Consider the following 23452-nt stretch of genomic DNA (forward strand, 5'->3'; position numbering starts at 1 on the left):
TGGTAATGAAAGCGATAAAAGTCAGTCGGATTTGGGGTTGGTGTTGCTTCTTTTGGTGTAGCATATTTTGGTGTCTGTCGGCGTCTGCACAGATTGCCAGCGAGGGTAATACCTCACCCCTTGGCTCTCACCGAAATAAAGATGCCCAACAACACGTAGTGCTCATTTCTCTTGATGGATTCAGGCACGATTACATAGAGCTTCACGACGCGACAAACCTCAAACGAATAGCTAAAAACGGGGTAAGGGCTGATGCAATGACGCCTGTCTATCCGGCTAATACCTTCCCAAATCATATTTCGTTAGTCACAGGTTTGTTACCCAAGCACCACGGTATAGTAAATAATCGGTTTTATGATAAGTCTCGCCCCGTTGATGGGGGCTATGCACACTATAAAATGGGCTATGGTAGAATGGATAGTACATGGATAACGGCTGTACCTTTGTGGAACCTAGCTGAATTTCATGGCTTAAAAGCCGCTACCTTTTTTTGGCCCGAGTCTGATGCTCGTATTTCCGGTGCCCTGCCGACCTATCATTTCCATTACTCAAAATATGCCGATTATCAACAGCGTGTAGAGCAGATAATGCAGTGGCTAAATTTACCAGAGGTGTCTCGTCCTCGGTTTATTGCTGGCTACTTTTCGCTAACTGATACGGTAGGGCATGATGAAGGACCCCTATCAGAGAAAACGAAACACGCGGTGCAGAAAGTTGATGCGTTAATAGGGCAACTTTATGACCGTATACAAGCGTTAGATATTGCAGTTAACTTGGTCGTCGTATCAGACCATGGCATGACGCCACTTGATGAATCGCAATTTATTGAAGTGGACACACTCAATATTCCCGATGATTTTCTTGTGGAAAACGAAGGTGCTCAGTTATTAATTTACGCTCGGGAAGAGATTAGCGCAGATGAGATAGCACATGAAAAAGCGCGACTTACTGCTATTGCTAAGGGTCGATTTACGGTGCTTGATAGCACTATGCGCGCTGCTCGCAGCATGGAAGTAGACAGAAGAACAGGTGATATTCTTCTTGAAGTGGCGCCACCGGCACGCTTTGTTAATGATGCAAACAATTATTCCAGCAAAGGCGGCCACGGTTACTTAAATACGCTGCCCGATATGGGAGCAACGTTCGTTGCTTCAGGCCCCGCTTTTAAAAAACATAAGCGCATTGCACGATTTAGCAATTTAGAGTTGTACCCTGCACTGGCTAAAATACTGGGTATTACGCCTATTACTACCATTGATGGCAAGTTAGACGTGCTCAGTGGTGGTCTTACTCTTTAATATTGCCTTTATCCCACACTTTACTTTCATTGCCTGCCAATAGGCGGGCTATGTTGTCTTTGTGGCGCAAGACAATTAACAGGGACAGCATTGCCACGGGTATGGTGTAAAGAGGTTTGATCCAGTAGGTAAATAGGGGGGCAAGCGATACCGCTAAAATAGCCCCAAGCGACGAATAACCGGTCAAAAATACCACAGCAATCCAACATAGAATCAATAAGCCCGCCAAATCTAGACCTATAGGTAGCATAGCGCCAAATGCAGTTGCCACGGCTTTCCCACCTTCAAAACCGAAATACAGTGGAAAGATATGACCAAGACACGCAGCAATGGCGATAACGCCGAGCAACACGGGTTCAATGCCTAGAAAATAGCTGCCATAAACAGGGATCGTGCCTTTTAAAATATCCATTACCAGAACTAACAGGGCCGGAATACGCCCTCCTAATCGATAGACATTGGTAGCACCTGGGTTCTTAGAGCCTGCCGTGCGGGGGTCAGGTAAACCAAATGCGCGACTGATCACCACTGCACTGGACAGTGAGCCGAAAAGATAAGCGACCGCTATCATTAAAATGGTTAATGAAATCATTGGTTGCCCCTTGTTATCATACAGCGTTATAGTTGTGGCAAATTTGCTGCGGTTAGCAAAATACCTATCGCTATACCGAGCAAGACGCTAATGCGATATAGATGACAGGCTGTAAATGCATGTAAAGCTACTCCATCCAAACGTGATATACCACCTTTAACCGCTTATTTTTTTAGCTTTTAAATTGTTTTGGCCGTTAATTTGCTTGGTTAAATTGTGTAATAAAAAGCTAAACAAACATTGGATAGCGTTTACGTGGAGGTACAATAGTTCGTATGAGCATAAGTCCACTGTATCTTAATGCACACTGGTTAATGCACATTAGCGCTTAGCAATAACATAAGTTGATAGAATTCATGGGAAAAATTTATATAACCGGGTTGTCAGTCGACACACTCATTGGCGTATATGACTGGGAACGCGTTCGCAATACCGAGTTATTGCTTGATGTTATCTTGGATGTCGATTTGCGCGCAGCCATGCAATCTGATGATGTCAACGATACAGTCGATTACGCAAAAGTGGCTGAATGTATTGTCAATGTAGGTAAAGAGAGTCAGTTTGAATTATTAGAAGCGTTTGGCAGTAAAGTGATGGATGCCGTTCTAACACAGTTTTCAGTTGCTGCTATTACCTTGAAGATTGTTAAGCCGGATATCTTGCCCAATGCAAAAACGGTTGCGGTTGAGATGAGGCGAGAGCAGTCTTAATGTCCAAACACGTTATTCTTATCAGTATTGGCTCAAACATTGATAGAGAGCATTACACCCGCCGGTCATTATCGGCCCTAAAACAGCACTTTGACGATGTCAGCGTATCGTCAGTGTATGAGAGCGAAGCGGTAGGGTTCAATGGTAGTCCGTTTTACAATCTGGTTGCGAGGGCAACCACATTGATGGATATTGAGTCAGTATGCTCAACATTGAAAACCATTGAGAAAGACAATGGGCGCGTGCACAGTGACAAAAAGTTCTGCGCGCGCACGCTTGATTTAGACTTGCTGACTTATGACAGTAAAGTCACTACGCAACCTATAGTGCTACCCAGAGAAGAAATTTGTTATAACGCGTTCGTACTCTGGCCACTTGCTGAGCTTGTGCCTAACGAGCGTCACCCAGAAATACAAAAAACCTATGCCCAAATGTGGGATGCATTCGATAAACAAAAACAACAGCTTCGGCCTATTGACTTTACGTGGAGTTAAGCAAAGGAATGACACTTTTTGAAATTATAATTCTGGCAATTATTCAAGGCGTTACAGAGTTTCTACCCATTAGCAGCTCAGGCCACCTATTGTTACCCGCTGAACTATTTGGTTGGGTGAGTCAGGGGCTTGCGTTTGATGTTGCGGTGCACGTGGGAAGTCTACTTGCGGTCATGATTTATTTTCGTCAAGAAATCGGCCAAATGACAGTTGCATGGGTTACTCAAGGGTTTACTAAACAGCAATCAACAGATAGTAAGTTAGCATGGTATGTCATTATTGCGACTATTCCAGCAGTGATAATCGGCTTTTTAATGAAAGGCTGGATAGAGGATAACGCCCGCACGGCACTGGTTATTTCGGGAACGACTATTCTTTTCGGTTTGTTACTGTGGTACGCCGATGCAACCGCAAAGCGAGAGCAAGAACTTGAAGGTCTTACTTTTAAGCAAGCGGTATTTATAGGTCTAGCACAAGTGCTTGCGCTCATTCCGGGCACCTCGCGATCAGGTATAACCATGACAGCCGGGCTTATGCTTGGGCTTAAACGGGAAGCCTGTGCGCGTTTCTCTTTTTTGCTTTCTATACCCGTCATCTTAGGGGCTGGGCTACTTGCAACACTTGATTTATTAAATGCCAATGAAGCCGTAGATTGGTCTGCTTTATTGTACGGCGCAGCGTTTTCTTTCGTGAGCGCTTATTTGTGTATTTATCTATTTTTGAGTTGGATATCGCGTATTGGCATGTTGCCTTTTGTTATCTATCGCCTTGCGTTAGGTGCTGTATTGCTATGGTTTGTTTTTGCATAAAATACGCCCTGAAAAATCATAAGGAAATCAATAATGTCGGAAACAATTTTTACCAAGATTATCAACAAAGAAATTCCTGCTGAAATCTTGTATGAAGATGAATTAGCACTTGCCTTTAAAGATATAAACCCTCAGGCACCACTTCATTTTTTGGTGATACCTAAAAAGGCGATAGCAACCATTAATGATATTGCAAAAGAAGATCGCGAAGTCGTAGGGCATTTGTCGTATGTAGCAGCAAAAGTAGCAGCCGAGCATGGTTTTGCACAGCAGGGTTATCGCACAGTGATGAACTGCAATGAATTCGGTGGGCAAACGGTGTATCACATACACTTGCACGTTTTAGCTGGAAAGCCTTTAGGTTGGCCTCCCTATACCGAAAATATGAAACAACATGTAGAGTGAAGTATCGATTCGTCGATAAACAATTCGCGATATTGGCTTACTAAGGAAGCATTCAAGCAATAAAAAAGCGCCTCATGCTTTAGCATGTGGTGCTTTGTAATATATTAAACGGTTGTGCTTAGTCACCAAGCCCTAATACTTTTTTGCCTTGGTTAAAGTGAATGTCTACCGGAATATTCGCGGCTTCAAGACGCGCTAGGTCAGATGCTAAAGCTGGTTTAATAACGCCCATCGTTGCTACAAGGTCGGCCACGCCATCGTAATCACCGTCACCTTGTAGTGTTAGGATAAGCTCAGATAACGCTTCAACTGCTGCGCCCATCTTTTCCATATTAACGCGATACAAACCGTCTTGTGTCTTCTCAAATGCACCTTGTTGTGCAAAGAAATTGAAGCGGATCATATTGGCTTTGCCGTGGGCCGAACTTGCACCGAAACGCACGGAACGGAAAATACCTGCCATGAAAGTAACATAGTAGTCTTCTAGCGTACCTTCTGTAATTTCGCCTTTTTCTAACAAGCTTTGTACCATATACAAGCCCAAGATATCGGCTTTACCTTCTTCTAATGCTGACGCATGCTCTTTTAATGCGCCACGAACTGTTCCTGCACCATCCAATGTGTTCTTAATGCCTAACCCGTGGGCAACTTCGTGAAACATAGTATTGGCAAAGAACGCATCAAAGGTGATGTGGTCGCGCTGCTCTGGCACAATCAGTGTATTAGCGATAGGCACGAGGATGTTATCAAACTTCGCCTGCATCGCATTTTTTAACTGTAGACGGCGAGTGCCTTTTTCGAGTTGCACGCGCTCATCGTTAGGCAAATTAATCGCAATGGTTTTGCTGCCAGCATTTGAGTGACCCGCGTAATAAATGACATCATAAGCGTTAAGGTCTGCATCAGAACCTGGCATTTCAGCCTTGTAGGCTTGTGCAACAGGTAGCCCTTGTTGTAGTTCAGGTAAAAAAGCCGCGTATTTGGCAAGCTTTTCACTCCAAGCCAGATCTTTTACGAGTACGTAGGCTTCAAATGCCGCGCGGTAGCCAAACAGTTGGTCTTCGTAAGTCTCAATAGGTCCGATAACCAACTCTACTGGGTTAGTTTTCATATCCATCCAAGCCATATCAGACGCAAGGTAGTCATCAGTCAGTAGGGCTTCTGCTCGCAATTGAAGATACTGCTTAAAGCTCTCATCTTCAGCCAGTGCTGATGCTTGCTTTAACAGATCTGACGCTTTCATTAACTCGCTTTTAAACGCTTTTGAATAGGGTTCTGCGTAAAGCTTTCCTGCCTCGTCGCGTTTAACCATAGAATAAAGACCTGCTTTATCGTTAAAGCTCGCGGTGCCAAACTCTGCCTTATCCATGTCATGGGGATAGAACTCAGCGCCCATTGCTTTATCATCATATCCGCTGATGAATGGCGTATCGCCATTTAAACGGTCCCATGGGCCGTAGTTGATTGTGGCAAAATGACGCACTGCGTCATCTTTAATTGTATTTAGAAAAGTCGCTTTATCTTCGAAAAACGCTTGTTGCCAGAACAGATCATCCATAATTTGAGATGCGTCGATAAGCAGCGACAGCATCTGTTTTTGATTTTCACTAAGGTGTGAAAGGTCACTGGTTAAATCAACCGGGTGATATATCGATAAGCGAGCCGTATCTACAAGCAATGCTTGCTCAGTTACAACCGGCGTTTGTGTACTTTCAGTTTGTGTGGTCTCTGTGCTTTTGCTGCAGGCACCAAGCAAAAATAGTCCAGCTACCGCCGCAGCGATAGGGGTCATAGTCGTTAGTTTTGTAATTTTCATATTAACTCTTAACGGTTGTTGTTTATTCGGGGGCTTCCCAACTAATACATTCATACTGACATGCTATGCGTTTGATTTCATACAAAAGTATGAAAAAAATTTGCGCGATATCAATAGTGATTTGCCATGTGTTAGCTATACTCGTACTAAAGTAACAAGCGGTTGCATAAGCAGAGAATCAACAAATCGTAATAAAAGTCTTGTAGGCTAGCAGCACCAACCGTCAACTTTGCTCATTCTGCTTGAAAAATATGCTGTTTTGTTTGCAATTTAGTTGGTCGAAACTCTATCGCTACTATAGTATGGTGATAGAAATACTAAAACAAAAAATGGCCTGTGCAATTCGTATTGTTGAATAAATACACGCGAATAAGGCTGACCGCATACATAGTGATGTCCGAAAACAAGTTGATGTTATTTCGTTGTTTTTGGATTGGTAGATGATTTAGCAACACGTTGCCTGTTTCGGGCTACAAGGAACTTTCTAAGGGTAGAAAATATGTCTACACAGAACGCGCTTTCGACGATTTTGGTTGAAAAAATAAATAACGACACACTCGTCCTTCCTACACTTCCTGCTATCGCGCTTAAAGTTAGAAAAGCAGCAGATGATCCTGATATTAACTTAAATGCGATGGGCGACGTTATCGGTCAAGACCCTTCGTTAACGGCACGTATGATCAAAATTGCCAACAGTGCTTACATGGGACGTAGTGTTAAAGTAACGTCAATTAGTCAGGCTGTAACTCGAATTGGTTTGCGACAAATTAAGAATATTTCTACGGCATTGGCAATGGAGCAACTTTTCGTTTCAAAAAATGACGTTGTTGCTAAGTACTTGCAAAAAGAGTGGGCAAGTACAGTGAATATTGTTGCGAACTCAATGGCTGTACTTCAGCTCTATATCGCGCGCACAAAAAAGCGTGAAATGAGCATGGACACAATGACATTGGCAGCATTGGTACACAACATTGGTGTGTTGCCTATTCTCACTGAAGCTGAACGTCATCCAGAAGTATTTGCGAACCCGTCATTTTTAGAAGTGGCGATAGACAAGTTAGCAGGTCGCATTGGTGCTAGTATCATGCAAGAGTGGAGCTTTGGTGATACCTTCGTTAATGTTGCGAAAAATTGGAAAGATTTAAGCTACATTCCAGAATCTCTTAGCTATATTGATTTTGTACGCGTAGGCGCTGCATTGTCAGGCGCGATTGACAGCCAAAAAGACGCGGTGCTAAATCTGGCAATTCAGCGTGGTGTAGTGGAAGATATGGGGGAACTTCACTCTGACGAATTTGAAGAGCTATCAAGCGCTGCGAAACAAATTTTCCTATAACAAGGTCGTTTTCTTGATTAGCACAAAGCCGATGTCTTAGCATCGGCTTTTTTGTAGGAAGAGTAACAGTAAGCCAAGAAGCAGCCCCCACACAGCGGATGTCATAGAAAATAAGCTGAATCCAGACGCAGTACATAATAATGTTAGCATTGCTGGCGCGCGATGTTCTGTCACCTCCATACTACGTGAAAGCGCACCTTGCAATGTAGCAAGAAGCGCAAGCCCAGCAAGCAAATGAATAATAGTAGTTGGCATGCTGACAAAAAGCGTTACGACAATCGACGCAATAAGTCCCATGAATAAGTATGCCACACCCGCTGCGATGGCTGCCTTGTAGCGTTGGTCCTTGTTACTGTCAGCGTGCTCGCCCATACATAAGGCTGCGGTAATTGCGGCTAGATTAAATGTGAAGCCACCAAATGGGGCAAGAAGGCCTTGAGTAATGGCGATACCAGATAATATTGGCTTGTGATCAGGCTTGTAATCATGGGCATGATGAATAGCAATGCCCGGTAAGTTTTGCGACAGTGTGGTCACCAGAAAAAGAGGAAACGCAAGTCCAGCCGCTGATGAGAGACTAAATTCAGGAGTGACCCACACCGGTGTTGGCATCGAAAAAGATAGTGAGGTCTGTGGTTGTAGGTAAAAACTGAGGCCGACAGACATAAGAAGTAGCACCAGCATAAGGTACTGCGCAAACCAGCGGCTTCCTATTAGATAAACCGCAAGATAAAGCGCTACTAATACTGGCGAGTTATTTACATCGCTAAAGATGGCCAAGCAAATAGGCAGCAAAATGCCGCTAAGCAGGGCCGATGATATTGCTGAAGGTATGCGACTTATTTGCGCCAACAACGCGCGGCTTTGCGCGGTAATAAGTGAGAAGAGGGCACACAGTACAAAAGCGCCTATCACTTCAGATAAGCTGTAAGCCTCAACCGTGGTTAACAAAAAAGCCGCACCGGGTGTCGACCATGCTGTTACTACAGGCATCTTAGTAAGCCAAGAAAAAACAATGCACGTCAAACCCATACCCAATCCAAGTGCCAGTAACCAACTGACGACCATGTCTTCAGTTGCCCCAGCACGTCTCGCCAAATCAATAACGATAACGATTGCACTGCTATAGCCAACGGTTACCGCAGTTAACCCTGCACTAACATGACTAAACTTCCACTGGCCCATAAAAATACTGTCCTATTTGCTAGATCATCATCTCTCGACAAAAAATAATGTGTGCGCTATAACGTACAAATAATAAAATAGCACTTGTGCGCTATAACGCACAAGTAAAAAAGAATAGGACTTAATAGGGGTATGTCGAGAAATACTACAAGCCCACTTTCTCATCGTATTGCTACGCGTTTACGAGACTTAAGAAAGGCGCGGGGCCTGTCTCTAGACAAAGCGGCCACACTCACGGGAGTGTCAAAAGCAATGCTTGGTCAAATCGAGCGAGGAGAATCAAGTCCAACGATAGCGACACTATGGAAAATCTCCGCGGGCTTAGCCACCTCATTTTCGTCGTTTCTGGCTAGCGAAAATAGTGAAGCAACGACAACAAATGGCACCGATGAAGATAGGTTTGTTAACGACCCAAACATGCAAGTGAAAACCTTGTTTGGTTACAACGCGACAACGGGATTTGAAATGTTTGAGCTACGACTTTCAGGTTGTCACGAGCAACATTCACCGCCCCACCAAGTCGGTGTAACTGAACATATTCATGTTACTAAAGGTCGTTTAAGTATATTGCAGGATGGTTGCTGGAAAACCTATGAGGAAGGTATGCAGTGCTTATTGCACGCCGACCAACCCCACGGTTATCGAGATGAGGTAGGAGAAACTCACTTTATAGCGGTTATTCACTACCCTTCGTAGAACACTTACAAGCTTGAATCGTTAAGGTTTAACGCGTCACGCAAAAAGTTAAGCAGTGTTGTAATTTCTGCAGACATTAACGCGAACTCAGCGTCTAAGCGCGCCTCAACCTGATCTTTTGGCACATCTGCGGTTTCTTCTTTAATGCGGTCGGTGAACTTAACGCGTTTGATAGCCCCATCTTCACAAATAATAGCAGTTAAAGACTCTGCATATTCAAAGGCGACTTTTTGAACGAGTTTGCCAGCATCTAAGTGAATGGTGATCTCTTCGCTGTCTAGCGGCTGATTCTTGCAGCGGATCACGCTTCCAGTATCATCAGTAGACTTAAATTCAGCTTCTTCTAAAAGACTTACCCCTTCAGGCGTACCCTCAGTTACCCAGTGCGTTAATTCACTTTGAAGGCTTCTACGGGTAAAAGGCACTACGGGTAGAGAGCCTATCGCCTTTCTCACCATTGCTAAAAAGGCTTCTGCTTTTCCGTCTGAAGATGCGTCAACAACTACGAGATTATCGGCAAGTGAAATGTAGCCATGTGTATAGCTATTCTTTGTAAAGGCTTGGGGCAGCAAACGTGTCTGTATTTCTTGTTTTAAGTCCGCTTTTGCTTTTTTGCCAACAGGTGAACCGGTTTCCATTTCAATTTTGGCCACCATTTCTTCAAGCTCCGCGTTAACCACGGCACTGGGCAAGATTTTCTCTTGTTTCTTTAGCGTTATCCAGTAACGCTGCTGGACTACGTGAAACATAGTGCCGTTTTTTCCCGCCTGTGAGAACGGTGAGGCAAACCCCATAGTGGCAAGATCTTGACTACCGCAAGGACGAAAAGCATTTTCACTTAATGCGCGCTCTAGGTCACTGTCATCTAACGATAGTGGTTGAGTAATCTGATAGGCTTTAACGTTTTTAAACCACATAGTGTAAGCTGTCTCTTATAAAAAGGGGGCGCAAGCGTAGCAATGTACGCCCCTTGGTGCAATTGGAATTACAGTGAGTGTTAGGGTGTGCTAGGCGTTCTCGGTGCTCGCGCCTAACGGAAAGCGGATGATGTAGCGAAGGCCTTGTGCTTTTGTGCTGTGAGCCTCAATTTGACCGTTGAGTGACTGGGTAACCAAGTTGTACATAATATGCGTACCCAAGCCACTCCCACCTTCACCACGTTTGGTGGTGTAGAAAGCATCGAACAGTTTATCAAGTTCTTCTTGAGACAATCCTCGTCCATCGTCACAGTAGTCGATAACCACATAACCGTCTTGCTCTGTGACTTCAAGCTTAATAGTGCCAGCGTCTTTATCTTCAAAGCCGTGCGTAATAGAGTTCACTACCATGTTAGTGACGATTTGAGCTATGGCGCCCGGTGCGCAATTCACCACAAGGTTTTCTGGGCAATTAACGGTAATGGTATGCTCTGTGTGTTTAAAGCTAGGTTGAAGCGATTGAATGATTTCTTGAATGTAATCACCGAGTACGAATTCACGAACCGACTCGCTGGTTTGATCCACAGCAACCCGTTTAAAGCTTGCAATTAAGTCAGACGCTCTTTCAAGGTTATTCAAAAGCAAAAACGCTGTTTGCTCTGCTTCATCAATAAAGCTTGTCATGTTTTTACTGGTAAGACTTTTATCTTCGAAATCTGTTTTTAAGTTGGTTAAACGCTCTTGTAAAAAACTCGCCGCAGTGACACTAACGCCCAGTGGTGTATTGACATCATGGGCAATGCCAGCAACCAAACCACCAAGCGATGCCATGCGTTCTGACTCTACTAACTGCTCTTGCGCTTGATGCAGTGTTTCCATCGAACTGGCAAGCTCTTCGTTGCGCTTTCGCAGTTCAGCTTCAATATACTGGCGGTTTTCGTTCTCTTGACGTAACTCACGCTGGTGGGCGATCAACTCATCTTTCTGTTGTTCCAAATCCAACATGATTTGTGAAAGTGATGCTGTTTTTTTCGCTACTTCCTGCTCAAGAATAAGGTTTTGGTCATCTAATTTCTTGTTGGCCAGGGTTAACTCATCTTGTGCATCACGAAGCCGTTTGTTGGATACAATTAAGTCATCAATAACCTGATTGTAAGACTCTTTAAGTTGGAGTAATTCATTATCATCGTCCAATTTAATGCTGAGCTTACTCTCCTCTGGATGTTGAGGGTCGAAGTTGCCCATTTGCTCGGTGATGTTCTGCAAGGGTTCTGACAGCATGGTTCTAAAAGCGGTCATAAACAAAAATACTAGGAAAGTTGTTTTAACTAACGCGTTGCCAATTAAGAAAAACACACCCACTTCAATACGACTAAATATCGTATCGAAGCTTGAATAGAGGGTTACATCACCAACCGTAGATTCACGGCCTGAAAATTTGAACACCAAAGGGAAGCTGTAGCTGAAGACCCCACCTGAGTGATCTTCTATCATTTCTCTATCAACAGGATTGGGGGAGCGCTGCGCGCGAATACCATATTCCGCAATATAGTTACCATTCTCGCCACGCACTTGTAACCCTTCGACGATAGGTAACGACATCAGACCTTCCGCGATGGCACGTACTTGATCGTTATTAAGTTCCCAAAGTGCTCGGGTCAGACTGGATGAAAAGGTATTTTTGAGGGTTTGTAGCTCACCCTCAACATGGTTTTTGGTACTAAGGTATTCAGTAAAGATCTGCCCGACGGTCACAATCAGTGTCAATGAAAAATACACCGACAGTACTCTCGCTAAGAGTTTCCTAGACAACCCTGTTTTTACGGCAGCCATCGATAAACACACCCCTGTTCCAAATCGATTACTCAATACACTCCCAAGAATATGCGTAAACGGTTTAATAAACAAGATTCTGAATATAAACTTTTGGTTAAACAATAGTCTAGTTTGTTCAGTCTCGTATTTCTGTAGTGCCACTGCAGTGTTGACAAATTTACGTCTTCAACTTGACACAATTATGTAATCGTTTTAATAAAACTGTCACAGACCGCATTAATAATAACGGCGTTTTAACATGACCAGGAAAATATCGATGTCTCGTACAGTGTTGGTGGTTGAGGACGAAGCGCCTATCCGTGAAATGCTTAAGTTTGTGCTTGAGCAGTCTGGCTTTAATATTATTGAAGCTGAAGATTTCGACATCGCGCAGGAAAAAATTTGTGAGCCTTACCCGGATCTCATTCTATTGGATTGGATGCTTCCAGGAGGAAGTGGTGTGCAGTTGGCTAAGAGCCTTAAACAGCACGAGTTCACAAGGGATATCCCTGTTATTATGCTAACGGCCCGTGGAGAAGAGGAAGATAAAATCCGCGGTCTAGACGCTGGTGCTGATGATTATGTCACTAAGCCTTTCTCACCGAAAGAGTTGGTTGCGCGTATTAAAGCAGTAATGCGTCGTGTTACACCGACTTCAAGTGAAGAGCCTATTGAATTTAACGGCCTTAAACTTGAGCCTGTATCCCACCGCGTTATGGCAAATGATGAGCCGTTAGACATGGGGCCTACAGAATTTAAATTGCTGCACTTCTTTATGACACACCCAGAACGCGTATATAGCCGTGAGCTATTACTTGATAATGTATGGGGTACAAACGTGTATGTAGAAGACAGAACGGTAGATGTGCATATTAGGCGTCTTCGCAAAGCTATCTCTCGCCACGGTCATGATGCTATGATCCAAACAGTGAGAGGAGCGGGTTACCGTTTTTCCACTAAGCTTTAAGCTTGAGGGGATGGGGTGCTGTGCACCATTCCCTTGTATTTACGTCTTACAATAAAACGAGTTAATTCATGTACTACCCATTCTCTTGGTTGAGAAGTTCTTTACGCCTAGTGCTTTTCCTTTTGGTCTTTGCATTGGTGGGGTGGTACTTGGATGACATGTTAGTGGCTATTGCAGTAGGTGCCACGCTACTTTTGCTGTTTAATTACTGGCATCTGTATAAGCTTAATCGCTGGCTATGGCACAGCCGTAAGATGTCGCCTCCCACTGTACGCGGTGTTTGGGAGCACATTTATGAGGGTATTTACTACCTGCAGCGCCGTAATAGAAACAAGCGCAAAGAGCTCGGTGAACTTGTAAAGCGCTTTCGTGAAGGTTCTGAGGCTCTGCCTGATGCTGCAGTAGTCGTAGATTCGAAAGCCTGTATTATCTGGTGCAATCGTCTTGCACGATTAGATCTTGGGCTGAAGTGGCCTCAAGATTCTGGCCGGCGAATTGATAATTTGCTGCGACACCCTGAGTTTATTCAGTATTTCCACGCGGGTAATTATAAATATCCAATAGAAGTCCCTTCGCCAACCAATCCGAATAAGACGTTTGAATACCGTATAATGCCTTATGGCGACGAGCATCTGCTTTTAATTGCCAGGGACATTACCCGCGTTTCTCAACTAGAAGAAATGCGGAAGGATTTCGTGGCCAATGTGTCTCACGAACTTAGAACACCCTTAACGGTAATCAATGGTTATCTGGAAATTTTACCAGTGGACGAAGATTCAGACCCGTTCATGCACAAAGCGATGAAAGAGATGACATCGCAAACACACCGCATGCAAAATCTTATTGAAGATTTATTGGTTCTATCGCGCATCGAGGCAAGCTCGGAGCGTATTTACGAAAACGTAGTCAATATTCCTGCTGTCTTGTCACAAATTGAACGAGAAGCACAGGCTTTGAACAAGGAAAAGCAGCATACAATCCACTTTCACATTGACCCAGAGCTTTATGTGTTCGGCGTTGAAACGGAGCTTCGCAGTGCGTGTTCAAATTTAGTCTTCAATGCTGTGCACTATACGCCACCGGGTGGCGAAATTAATGTGTACTGGCAACGCAAGTCTGATGGCGTGCACTTTTCTGTCATCGACAATGGTGATGGTATAGAGCAGAACCATTTAAATAGACTTACCGAGCGATTTTATCGCGTGGATAAGGCCCGCTCTCGAAAGACAGGTGGTTCGGGATTAGGTCTGTCCATTGTAAAACATGTACTTAGTCATCATAATTCGCGCTTGGATATTGCTAGTACCCTTGGTGAAGGCAGCAAGTTTTCTTTTGTACTAGACAGTGAATTAATTGCTGAAAATGTGTAGCAGGGCAGGAGAGTAGATGTCGGATAAAACAAGAAAAAACAAACACGGCTGCCATTGGTTCGCTGCAATTTTTCTTTTGTTGCCTTTATTTATTCACTCACATGCTCTTGCTACTTACAACACTGCACTAGAGAATCAAAACGCCGCGCAGCAAGCGTATGATGTGCCCCAGTATGAACGCGTTCCTGGGGTTGCAGGGAAAATATCCTCGGTGGGCTCTGACACCCTCGCTAACTTAATGACCTTTTGGTCGCAAGAATTTAAAACACTCTATCCGCAAGTTGGCTTTCAAATTCAAGCCTCGGGCTCGTCAACCGCACCTCCAGCGCTTATTGAGGGTACTGCGACTATCGGTCCTATGAGCCGTGAGTTAAAGCCCAGCGAAATTCGTGATTTCACCCGTGTTCACGGTTACCCACCTACAGTATTGAAAGTGGCCATGGATGCTATCGCTATTTTCGTTGATAGACGTAACCCGCTGACCGGAATGACGCTAGAACAGGTGGATGCAGTGTTCTCTGAGACCCGTTATTGTGGTGGTAGTGATAAGATAGAGCGATGGTCTCAACTTGGCGTGAATGACATAGAATACCGTTCACCCATTCGCTTATATGGTCGTAATTCGGTTTCAGGTACTTACGGGCTCTTTAAGATAATGGCGCTATGTGATGGCGACTTTAAGAATACCGTTAACGAACAACCAGGCTCTGCATCAGTGGTGCTATCGGTGGCCAGCGGAACAGGCGCTATTGGCTATGCCGCCTATGGCTATAAAACAGCAGGGGTGCGCGCATTGCCATTAGGAGATTCGTTAGATACGCTTATTCCACTTTCCATAGACAGTGTAAGAAATGAGACTTACCCGTTTGCGCGTTTTCTTTACCTCGTTATCAATAAAAAACCGGGTGAGCCACTACCGACATTGGAGCGAGAATTTCTTCGTTATATTCTTTCGCGGGAAGGCCAGCGACAGGTTGTGAGAGATGGTTACTTTCCTATTCGAGACGACGTGCTAGTAAGGCAGCGTCGATTGCTTGAGTAGTAAGGTAAAATTACTTATGAGTGCGATGTCAGCGCAATGGAAACAATGGGTGCTTAAGTGTTTACTTGGTGGTACACCCGTTCAACACATTATTAATACGTTAAGTGAAAATGGCTTTTCTAGTGACACTATTCGCAAGGTTTTGGGTAGTAATTTAAACAGTACTCACAAATTTGATGTAGACACCGATTTTTACCAACGTCTAGCCGCAAGTGCAGTAACGCGCAACGTTAATGCTAGAGCGCTGGTAAGCCCTAGTGAGCTTCAGTTATATAGCATCGAAAACTTCTTAAGTGCTAACGAGTGTGATGCCATTGTTAACTTATCGAAAGATAGATTGGCGCCGTCAAAGTTAGCTGGTGCGTCAAGTGCAGACAACATTCGTACTTCCTCAACCTGTGAATTAGCGTTTATCGATAACGAATTGGTAACAGAAATTGATGCGCGCATTGTGAGCACACTTCAGTTAGGCGTAGGAGAGCGCGAAGTTATTCAAGCGCAACATTACAACGAAGGTGAATATTACAAGCCTCATTACGATTTCTTTCCGCCCGGCACGTCACAGTATATTGAGCATTGTGCTACACGGGGGCAGCGCAGCTGGACGTGTATGGTATATCTTAACGATGACTGTAGCGGCGGTCACACGCGATTTACCAAACTCAATATAGCTATTCAACCGCGCAAAGGAATGGCGCTGTTTTGGAATAATTTATTGGCCAATGGCGACCCTAATACCAATAGCATTCATTTTGCCGAACCTGTCCTAAACGGTCATAAAACTGTCATAACTAAGTGGTTTAGAACAAAAAATTAGCGAAAATAACGCATGAAGTCTGTTTGTTATTTGTTCTAATATTTTTCATGCTATTGTTTTTTAATAACTTTGTTTGTCATTTAGACTAAACTTCAAAAAGTTCAAATAAAATCACTAAGTTTTTTGTTTTGTAACAAAAATGTCACTGATCTCCTTTAACCTCTACGAAACCTTAAAATCCGTACTAAATTAATCTGGAGAATTTAATGGAAATTCGTAACTTATTTAAGGTAAGTGCAATCACGACTGCACTTGTCCTTGCAGGCTGCGGCGGTGATATCAATATTAATGAAGGTGATGAGGTTGTAGCGCCAACTACACCAACAACTCCAACTACACCAACAACACCTACTACGCCAACAACGCCTGACGTAGATACGCCTTTTACTTTGGGCCTAGCTACTGACGTTTCAAGCGAATTCTCAGCGACAATTACAGACAAGCCTGTTTACCGTTTAGATACAGACCTAACGATTACACAGGACATGACACTTACCAACGATGCGCACTGGATCATCAAAGGTCGTACCGCAGTGGGTAACGACAACGCAGATGCTGCTGTGCTTACAATTCAAGAAGGTACAACAATCATCGGTGAAGACGGTGATGATTTCCTAGTTGTTCGTCGTGGTTCGCAGATTGATGCATCCGGTACATCATCAGCACCTATCGTTATGACATCGGTTCAAGATGTTACTGGTGAAGAGACGTCTATCGGCCAGTGGGGTGGTGTTGTACTACTTGGTAACGCACCAACAAACCTATGTAACACAGGTGACGACGATACTACGTCTGACGACGAGTTAGCGAACTGTGGTGTTTCAGCTGAAGGTGATGCCGGTCTTTATGGTGGTAACAACCCAGAAGACAATTCAGGTACCCTTGAGTACGTTGTTGTTAAGCACGCGGGTAAAGCACTAGCGTCTGGCGACGAGCTTAACGGTATTTCATTTGCGGGTATCGGTTCAGGTACTACTGTTAACTACATTCAGGTTCACCAAAACCTTGATGACGGTATCGAGTTCTTCGGTGGTACAGTAAGTGTAAGCAACGTTGTTCTTACTGATATCGGTGATGATTCTCTAGATTGGTCTTTCGGTTGGACTGGTAGCGCAACTAACGTATACATTCAGCAGTCAGCTGACGGTGGCGATAACGCAATCGAAGCAGACAACAACGAAGACAACCCTTCATGGTTGCCACTGACTAAGCCTACTATCTCTAACGTAACTATCGTAAGTGCTGATGGCACAAACGGTGTACGTCTACGTAACGGTACTGCTGGTGTACTCTCTAACGTATTAGTGACAGGTTCTGCTTTAGCAAATAACTGTCTACGCGTTAACGGTGACGAAGCAATTGCTAACGCTGAGTCAGGTGAGCTTGCTATCACTGATTCAATCGTAGCATGTGAGACGCCAGCAAATAACTTTGGCTCTGACACCATTGGCGGTGAATCAACACAAGCATGGTTCGAAGGTCAATCAGGCAACAGCACATTAGCTGCTTCTGCACTTCTACTTGAAGACAATGGTTACTTCCCTACGGCAGCTTCTCCATTAGCGCTGGGTGGCGGTCAATACATTGGCGCATTCAACCCTAACGGCAGTGACTGGACTGTAGGTTGGACAGTTGGTGTTAATGGTGGTTTCCCAACTAACGTTCAAAACGCATTTGAGCAAGGTCTAGCAACAGACGTATCTGCCGACTTCGCTGATTTCGACAAGCCAGTATACGAAGTTGCTGCTGACACAACGTTCACTGCTGACGTTACTTTCACTAACGATGCATACTGGCTAATTAAAGGCCGTACTGCGGTAGGTAACGACAACGCGGACAGCGCGACACTATTTATCGAGCAAGGTACTACTATCTTCGGTGAGCAGGGTGACGACTTCCTAGTTGTTCGTCGTGGCTCAATGATTGAAGCAAACGGTACTGCAAGTGCGCCAATCACATTCACTTCTGTGCAAGACCTGACAGGTGACGAAACAGGTATCGGTCAATGGGGTGGTATTGTACTTCTAGGTAATGCACCGACTAACCTATGTAACACAGGTGACGATTCAGATACGTCTGAAGCAGAACTTACTGCTTGTGGTGTTGCAGCTGAAGGTGATGCGGGTCTTTACGGTGGTAACAACCCAGAAGACAGCACAGGTTCACTTCGCTATGTTGTTGTTAAGCATGCAGGTCGTGCACTAGCAGCCGGTGATGAACTAAACGGTATTTCATTTGCAGGTATCGGTTCTGGCACTAAAGTTGAGTACATCCAAGTACACCAAAACCTTGACGATGGTATCGAGTTCTTCGGTGGTACAGTTAGCGTACGTAACGTAGTACTCACTGATATCGGTGATGACTCACTAGATTGGTCTTTCGGTTGGACAGGTAACGCACAAAACGTTTACATCCAACAGTCTGCAGCGGGCGGCGATAACGCGATTGAAGCGGATAACAACGAAGACAACCCAGCTTGGTTGCCTTTAACTAAGCCTACTATCTCTAACGTGACTATCGTTGGTGCTGATACAACTAACGGTGTTCGCCTACGTAACGGTACTGCAGGTAATATCCGCAACCTAGTTGTTACTGCAGGTGAAGGCTATTCAAACTGCTTACGTGTTAACGGCGACGAGTCAATTGCTAACGCGGTATCTGGTGAGCTTTCGGTAGAAAACTCAGTTGTAGCGTGTGAAGCAGGTGCTAACTTCGGTTCTGATACAATTGGCGGCGGTACAACGCAAGCATGGTTTGAAGGGCAAGACGGCAACAGCGTATTAACTGCTGATGCATTAATGCTATCTACTGACGGCTTCACGCCTCGCTCTGGTTCGCCACTTCTAGGTAACGGTGCAGATGTTTCAGAAGAGAACGACTTCTTCGTAGCAACTGATTACATCGGTGCATTTGACGGCGACAATAACTGGATGGAAGGTTGGACCGTTGCAGTTAACGACACAATTCCAGCTGAAGTGACTAACGCATTTGCGCAAAACTTAGCAACTGATGTGTCTGCAAGCTTCCCAACAATTACTGATAAGCCAGTATATCAACTAGCTGCTGACACAGTATTTACCTCTGATGTGTCGTTTACAAACGATGCTCACTGGTTAATCAAAGGTCGTACTGCAGTGGGTAACGACAATGCCGACAGCGCAACGCTTTACATTCAACGTGGTACAACAGTATTCGGTGAAGACGGTGATGACTTCCTAGTGGTACGCCGCGGTTCTAAAATTGAAGCGAACGGTTCTGCTACGCTACCTATCACGTTCACGTCTTCTGAAGACATGACTGGCGGTGAGACTGCAATTGGTCAGTGGGGCGGTATGGTTATCCTAGGTAATGCACCTACTAACCTATGTAACACAGGTGACGATGCTGATACGTCTGATGAAGAGCTAGCTAACTGTGGTGTTGCTGCAGAAGGTGACGCAGGTCTTTACGGCGGCGCAGACGAAGATGATAACTCAGGTACACTTCGCTACGTTATTGTTAAGCACGCGGGTAAAGCACTAGCAGCTGGTGATGAGCTAAACGGTATCTCATTTGCGGGTGTTGGCCGTGGTACTGAAGTTGACTTCGTACAAGTTCACGAAAACCTTGATGATGGTGTTGAGTTCTTCGGCGGTACAGTAAACGTTAGCCACATCGTACTAACTGCGATTGGTGATGACTCTCTAGACTGGTCTTTCGGCTGGACAGGTAAAGCACAGTACGTAGTTATCAAGCAGGGTTCTGCTGGTGGCGACAACGCATTTGAAGCAGACAACAACGAAGATAACCCTTCTTGGAACCCGCTAACTACACCAACAGTATCTAACGTGACAATCGTTGGTTCTGATGGCACTAACGGCGTACGTCTTCGCAACGGTACAGCAGGTACTATTAAGAACCTAGTTGTGACTGGTGGCGATACGTACAGCAACTGTCTACGTGTTAATGGCGACGAGTCAATTGCTAACGCAGCAGCGGGTTCACTAACGGTTACACATTCAACAGTTGCTTGCTCTTCAACCAGCGCATTTGGTTCTGACACTATTGATGGCGGCACTACGCAAGCATGGTTCGAAGGTCAAGAAGGTAATAGTGTACTAGCGAATACTGACGCTCTTGGTTTTGGTGATTCAGGTTACACGCCAGGCAGTGACTCGGTTCTACTAGGCTCAGGTTTCGATGCCTCAACATTAGATTCATTCTTCGATAGCACAGACTTCCAAGGTGCGTTCGATGGTGAATCTGATTGGACACTGGGTTGGGTAACAGTTGGTCTACAAGACTAATAAGTGATTGCAATACACAACAAAGCTAAGGCGTAATTGCGCCTTAGCTTTTGTGTTAAAGCAGCTACCTGATTACAGTTCCTTAGGAGTTTCCATAATGAAAAATAATCAATCGTCAGCGTTTAAGGTCACTGGACTATCGTTGGCAATCGCGTCAATTCTAGGTGCAAGCGCGTTACCATTTTCTGCTCTAGCACAGCAGTCAGAAGATGAAGTAATCGAAGAAGTTGTTGCCACCGGAACGCGACTTAAAGGTACAGCAACAGCGGTACTTCAGGAACGTCAAAATCAGGCGTTCGTTGCCGATATCTTAGGTGCTGAACAAATTTCTCGTACCGGTGACGGCGATGCCGCAGCGGCACTTCGTCGTGTAACAGGTCTTACGCTTGTTGATGGCAAATTTATCTATGTACGTGGTTTGGGTGAGCGTTATTCTAGTACTCAGCTAAACGGTATGACAGTACCTAGCCCGGATCCGACGCGCTCGGTTGTTCCGCTTGACTTATTCCCTTCAACTATCATTGAAAGCTTGAACGTACAAAAGTCGTACTCACCTAACATGCCTGGTCATTTTGGTGGTGGTAACGTAAACATTCGTACTAAATCTATCCCGACGGAATTCGTATTCAATGTGAATTTGGGTGCAGGTTGGAACACGCAAAACAGCGATGATGGCGTTTTCTACTCTGGTGGCGGTGATGATTGGACTGGTCGTGATGACGGTACGCGCGCGTTGCCTGACATCATCCAAGCGGGTCTAGCAGCAAATGGTTCAGCTGGTTTTGAAGGCGACCGTTCAAGAACACTCGCTGAAACACAGGACATTTTAAGCTCGTTCAACTGGGATATCGGTCCACAGAGCAAGTCTGTCGATCCAAATTTCAGCATTGGTACGACCCTTGGAAACAACTACGTATTTGACAACGATTCTGTACTTGGTTTCCTTGCGACAGTGTCATACAGCAACCAGTGGACAGTAGCTGAAGAGTTATTGGGTAATGATATTGGTGGCGGTCAAGAGAACCCGCGTTTCACTAAATACCGCGACATGATTTCAACGGAACAAAACGTTCGTTGGAGCGGTATGTTCAACGTAGGTTACGAGTACAACAGCAACCATAAGGTTGAGCTTGTAAATATGATCCTACACGACATGCGCGATCGCGTGCGTGATGGTTTCTATTTCGACGAAAGTGAATCAGATCCTGGCGTAGAAGAATTCCGCCGTATGGACATCATTTTCGAAGAGCGTGAGATGGTGTCTTCACAGCTAAAAGGTACGCACAACTTCTTAAACCTGTTAGACGGTGTGTTCTTCGATTGGTACGTAGGTACAAGTCGTGCATCACGTGAAGCGCCAGACATCATGGAAGTAACGTTCCAGCAGTTCTATGACAATGGCACGCTAACCCTTGAGCGTCTTGATGATACGCCAGGAACTAACTTGAACCGTCAGTTCCAAGTACTTTACGATGAATCTGATACCTATGGCTTTAACGTGTCCACGGCCTTCTTTGGCGAAGGTTATGATATCGAGCTTAAAGCGGGTATGGATTACTATGATAAAACCCGTGATGGTAACAACATAGACCTTGCGATCCGTCACTTCGGTATTGCTAGTGATTTTAAAGCAGGCAGTCGTCTAAGCGATATTTTCTCACCTGAAAATATTTATAACGATGACTTCTATACCAGCTCAACAGGACGTTCTGTATTCCAAGATAATACAGGTGCTGGTGATAAATATTCTGCTGCAACTAAGTTGACGGCGGGTTATTTCATGGCAGACGCCTTCTTCAATCAGAAGTTCCGTGTAAGTGGCGGCTTCCGTTACGAAGATTTCCAGCAAGTATCCATTCCTTTTGTTGAACATACTGATACGTTTGCTGATGATACTGCTGCCATCGTAGATAGCATCTACAGTGAAACTGATGTACTTCCTTCATTGGCATTTACGTATATCCCAAGTGAAGAGATGCAATACCGTTTCAATATATCTCAAACGCTAATTCGTCCAGATCTTCGTGACATCAGTTCTACGTTCTTTATCGACCCATTAACTGAGTTCTTAGTACGTGGTTCACCTTCATTGGTGGAAACGGAGTTGACTAACATCGACTTCCGTTGGGAATGGTACATGTCACAAGGCAACAACCTATCAATTGCACTTTTCTATAAAGACATGGAAAACCCAATTGAAATGGTTCAGTTTGACGGTGGTGAAGGTGTACCACAGTTACTTACTGCAAATGGTGAAGAAGGTGAGTTGTACGGAGTCGAGTTTGAGTTCTTACACGACTTAGCGTTCATCGGTGATAATTTCAGTAACTTCTTTGTGTCAGGTAACATGACACTTTCAGATTCTGAAGTGACAATCGGTGCTGATGACCAAGAATCATTGTTCTCGCAACAAGCACGTGAAGCGTATGGTGGTACGGTAACGGCAACAATCACCAACAATCAGCGTCGCTTGGTAGGTCACTCTGAGTGGGTGGCTAACCTACAATTAGGTTGGGACTCTGATAACGGTGAGCACTCTGCATCATTGGTATACAACTCATTTGGTGAGCGTATTATTGCGCCAGGTGTGCGTGGTTTTGAAGATGGTATCGAGAAACCCTTCCACTCGTTGGATGCGGTTTACACCTATTACCCAGATTTCAATACTACCATCAAGTTCCGTGTACAGAACATTCTGGATGATGAAAAAGAAATTGAGCAGGAAGGCTTAACCCTTCGTCGATTGACGGTAGGTACAGGTTTTAACGCCTCAATTACTTATAACTTCTAATTTTACCAAGGCCCAGTTTTACACTGGGCCTTTTTGTATGTCCTTGATGTCAGTTGAATGTTTTGACAGTCATCGTTTTATGACAGTCCTGTAATAAAACTGTCAC

The 23452-nt window shown here is 44.6% G+C and carries 18 protein-coding genes; 13 read left to right on the forward strand and 5 right to left on the reverse strand.

Features of this window, described 5'->3' with window-relative positions:
- The first annotated feature begins 5 nt into the window (after positions 1-5).
- Positions 6-1298, forward strand: a complete 1293-nt coding sequence (locus tag JN178_RS03110) for an alkaline phosphatase family protein (RefSeq protein WP_202263539.1) — start codon at positions 6-8, stop codon at positions 1296-1298.
- Here the strand turns inward: JN178_RS03110 and plsY are convergent.
- On the reverse strand, positions 1288-1890 hold the full coding sequence (gene plsY, locus JN178_RS03115; protein WP_202263541.1) for a glycerol-3-phosphate 1-O-acyltransferase PlsY: 603 nt from the start codon (positions 1888-1890) through the stop codon (positions 1288-1290). The two genes, JN178_RS03110 and plsY, sit on opposite strands and share 11 nt — an antisense overlap.
- A 356-nt stretch (positions 1891-2246) precedes the next feature.
- Here plsY and folB point away from each other — a divergent pair, with 356 nt between their 5' ends.
- The 4 genes from folB to JN178_RS03135 are packed head-to-tail and all read left to right on the forward strand — an operon-like array spanning position 2247 to position 4308.
- Positions 2247-2600, forward strand: a complete 354-nt coding sequence (gene folB, locus JN178_RS03120) for a dihydroneopterin aldolase (RefSeq protein WP_159624002.1) — start codon at positions 2247-2249, stop codon at positions 2598-2600.
- Positions 2600-3094 carry a 2-amino-4-hydroxy-6-hydroxymethyldihydropteridine diphosphokinase gene (gene folK, locus JN178_RS03125; RefSeq protein WP_202263544.1) on the forward strand — a complete coding sequence of 165 codons (495 nt, stop codon included), beginning with the start codon at positions 2600-2602 and terminating at the stop codon, positions 3092-3094. The genes folB and folK overlap by 1 nt, the downstream gene beginning before the upstream one ends.
- 8 nt (positions 3095-3102) lie before the next feature.
- Positions 3103-3903 carry an undecaprenyl-diphosphate phosphatase gene (locus JN178_RS03130; RefSeq protein WP_202263546.1) on the forward strand — a complete coding sequence of 267 codons (801 nt, stop codon included), beginning with the start codon at positions 3103-3105 and terminating at the stop codon, positions 3901-3903.
- A 33-nt stretch (positions 3904-3936) separates the two neighbouring features.
- A complete protein-coding gene (locus JN178_RS03135; protein WP_159623999.1) occupies positions 3937-4308 on the forward strand; it encodes a histidine triad nucleotide-binding protein in 372 nt (123 codons plus the stop codon).
- 118 nt (positions 4309-4426) lie between these two features.
- Here the strand turns inward: JN178_RS03135 and JN178_RS03140 are convergent, their stop codons facing one another.
- Entirely contained in the window at positions 4427-6124 is a 1698-nt protein-coding gene (locus tag JN178_RS03140) for a dipeptidyl-peptidase 3 family protein (protein WP_202263548.1), read from the reverse strand.
- Between the two features lie 499 nt (positions 6125-6623).
- On the opposite strand from JN178_RS03140, the gene JN178_RS03145 reads away from it, so the two are divergent.
- Entirely contained in the window at positions 6624-7460 is an 837-nt protein-coding gene (locus tag JN178_RS03145; RefSeq protein WP_202263550.1) for an HDOD domain-containing protein, read from the forward strand.
- A gap of 36 nt (positions 7461-7496) precedes the next feature.
- Here JN178_RS03145 and JN178_RS03150 read toward each other — a convergent pair whose 3' ends face one another.
- The gene (locus JN178_RS03150; RefSeq protein ID WP_202263560.1) at positions 7497-8645 is read right to left on the reverse strand and encodes a benzoate/H(+) symporter BenE family transporter; all 1149 of its coding nucleotides are present in this window, start codon (positions 8643-8645) and stop codon (positions 7497-7499) included.
- 132 nt (positions 8646-8777) lie between these two features.
- Between JN178_RS03150 and JN178_RS03155 the strand changes: the two genes are divergently transcribed.
- Positions 8778-9341 carry a helix-turn-helix domain-containing protein gene (locus JN178_RS03155; protein ID WP_202263562.1) on the forward strand — a complete coding sequence of 188 codons (564 nt, stop codon included), beginning with the start codon at positions 8778-8780 and terminating at the stop codon, positions 9339-9341.
- Positions 9342-9346: 5 nt separating this feature from the next.
- Here the strand turns inward: JN178_RS03155 and rdgC are convergent, their stop codons facing one another.
- Both rdgC and JN178_RS03165 read right to left on the reverse strand, forming a co-directional pair.
- A complete protein-coding gene (rdgC, locus tag JN178_RS03160) occupies positions 9347-10258 on the reverse strand; it encodes a recombination-associated protein RdgC (RefSeq protein ID WP_202263564.1) in 912 nt (303 codons plus the stop codon).
- A gap of 90 nt (positions 10259-10348) precedes the next feature.
- Positions 10349-12091, reverse strand: coding sequence for a sensor histidine kinase (locus tag JN178_RS03165; protein ID WP_202265882.1), 1743 nt, complete (start codon positions 12089-12091; stop codon positions 10349-10351).
- Between the two features lie 259 nt (positions 12092-12350).
- Here JN178_RS03165 and phoB point away from each other — a divergent pair, with 259 nt between their 5' ends.
- From phoB to JN178_RS03195, 6 genes are all read left to right on the forward strand, one after another.
- Entirely contained in the window at positions 12351-13040 is a 690-nt protein-coding gene (phoB, locus tag JN178_RS03170; RefSeq protein ID WP_014997327.1) for a phosphate regulon transcriptional regulator PhoB, read from the forward strand.
- Between the two features lie 68 nt (positions 13041-13108).
- Entirely contained in the window at positions 13109-14410 is a 1302-nt protein-coding gene (gene phoR / locus JN178_RS03175) for a phosphate regulon sensor histidine kinase PhoR (RefSeq protein WP_202263567.1), read from the forward strand.
- A gap of 16 nt (positions 14411-14426) precedes the next feature.
- The gene (locus JN178_RS03180; RefSeq protein ID WP_232369681.1) at positions 14427-15452 is read left to right on the forward strand and encodes a PstS family phosphate ABC transporter substrate-binding protein; all 1026 of its coding nucleotides are present in this window, start codon (positions 14427-14429) and stop codon (positions 15450-15452) included.
- A 16-nt stretch (positions 15453-15468) separates the two neighbouring features.
- Positions 15469-16269: a prolyl hydroxylase family protein gene (locus JN178_RS03185; RefSeq protein ID WP_232369682.1), complete on the forward strand. Its 801-nt coding sequence runs from the start codon at positions 15469-15471 to the stop codon at positions 16267-16269.
- Positions 16270-16475: 206 nt separating this feature from the next.
- Positions 16476-20555, forward strand: coding sequence for a hypothetical protein (locus JN178_RS03190; RefSeq protein WP_202263569.1), 4080 nt, complete (start codon positions 16476-16478; stop codon positions 20553-20555).
- Between the two features lie 97 nt (positions 20556-20652).
- The gene (locus tag JN178_RS03195) at positions 20653-23346 is read left to right on the forward strand and encodes a TonB-dependent receptor domain-containing protein (RefSeq protein WP_202263571.1); all 2694 of its coding nucleotides are present in this window, start codon (positions 20653-20655) and stop codon (positions 23344-23346) included.
- Positions 23347-23452 lie beyond the last annotated feature (106 nt).

The sequence above is a fragment of the Alteromonas sp. KC3 genome, from assembly GCF_016756315.1.
In the GTDB taxonomy this organism is placed as follows: domain Bacteria; phylum Pseudomonadota; class Gammaproteobacteria; order Enterobacterales; family Alteromonadaceae; genus Alteromonas.

Bases quoted from the DNA above. Each gene is read 5' to 3' on its own strand.
- JN178_RS03110 (WP_202263539.1), top strand. From the start codon at position 6: ATGAAAGCGATAAAAGTCAGTCGGATTTGGGGTTGGTGTTGCTTCTTT.
- plsY (WP_202263541.1), bottom strand. From the start codon at position 1,890: ATGATTTCATTAACCATTTTAATGATAGCGGTCGCTTATCTTTTCGGC.
- folB (WP_159624002.1), top strand. From the start codon at position 2,247: ATGGGAAAAATTTATATAACCGGGTTGTCAGTCGACACACTCATTGGC.
- folK (WP_202263544.1), top strand. From the start codon at position 2,600: ATGTCCAAACACGTTATTCTTATCAGTATTGGCTCAAACATTGATAGA.
- JN178_RS03130 (WP_202263546.1), top strand. From the start codon at position 3,103: ATGACACTTTTTGAAATTATAATTCTGGCAATTATTCAAGGCGTTACA.
- JN178_RS03135 (WP_159623999.1), top strand. From the start codon at position 3,937: ATGTCGGAAACAATTTTTACCAAGATTATCAACAAAGAAATTCCTGCT.
- JN178_RS03140 (WP_202263548.1), bottom strand. From the start codon at position 6,124: ATGAAAATTACAAAACTAACGACTATGACCCCTATCGCTGCGGCGGTA.
- JN178_RS03145 (WP_202263550.1), top strand. From the start codon at position 6,624: ATGTCTACACAGAACGCGCTTTCGACGATTTTGGTTGAAAAAATAAAT.
- JN178_RS03150 (WP_202263560.1), bottom strand. From the start codon at position 8,645: ATGGGCCAGTGGAAGTTTAGTCATGTTAGTGCAGGGTTAACTGCGGTA.
- JN178_RS03155 (WP_202263562.1), top strand. From the start codon at position 8,778: ATGTCGAGAAATACTACAAGCCCACTTTCTCATCGTATTGCTACGCGT.
- rdgC (WP_202263564.1), bottom strand. From the start codon at position 10,258: ATGTGGTTTAAAAACGTTAAAGCCTATCAGATTACTCAACCACTATCG.
- JN178_RS03165 (WP_202265882.1), bottom strand. From the start codon at position 12,091: ATGGCTGCCGTAAAAACAGGGTTGTCTAGGAAACTCTTAGCGAGAGTA.
- phoB (WP_014997327.1), top strand. From the start codon at position 12,351: ATGTCTCGTACAGTGTTGGTGGTTGAGGACGAAGCGCCTATCCGTGAA.
- phoR (WP_202263567.1), top strand. From the start codon at position 13,109: ATGTACTACCCATTCTCTTGGTTGAGAAGTTCTTTACGCCTAGTGCTT.
- JN178_RS03180 (WP_232369681.1), top strand. From the start codon at position 14,427: ATGTCGGATAAAACAAGAAAAAACAAACACGGCTGCCATTGGTTCGCT.
- JN178_RS03185 (WP_232369682.1), top strand. From the start codon at position 15,469: ATGAGTGCGATGTCAGCGCAATGGAAACAATGGGTGCTTAAGTGTTTA.
- JN178_RS03190 (WP_202263569.1), top strand. From the start codon at position 16,476: ATGGAAATTCGTAACTTATTTAAGGTAAGTGCAATCACGACTGCACTT.
- JN178_RS03195 (WP_202263571.1), top strand. From the start codon at position 20,653: ATGAAAAATAATCAATCGTCAGCGTTTAAGGTCACTGGACTATCGTTG.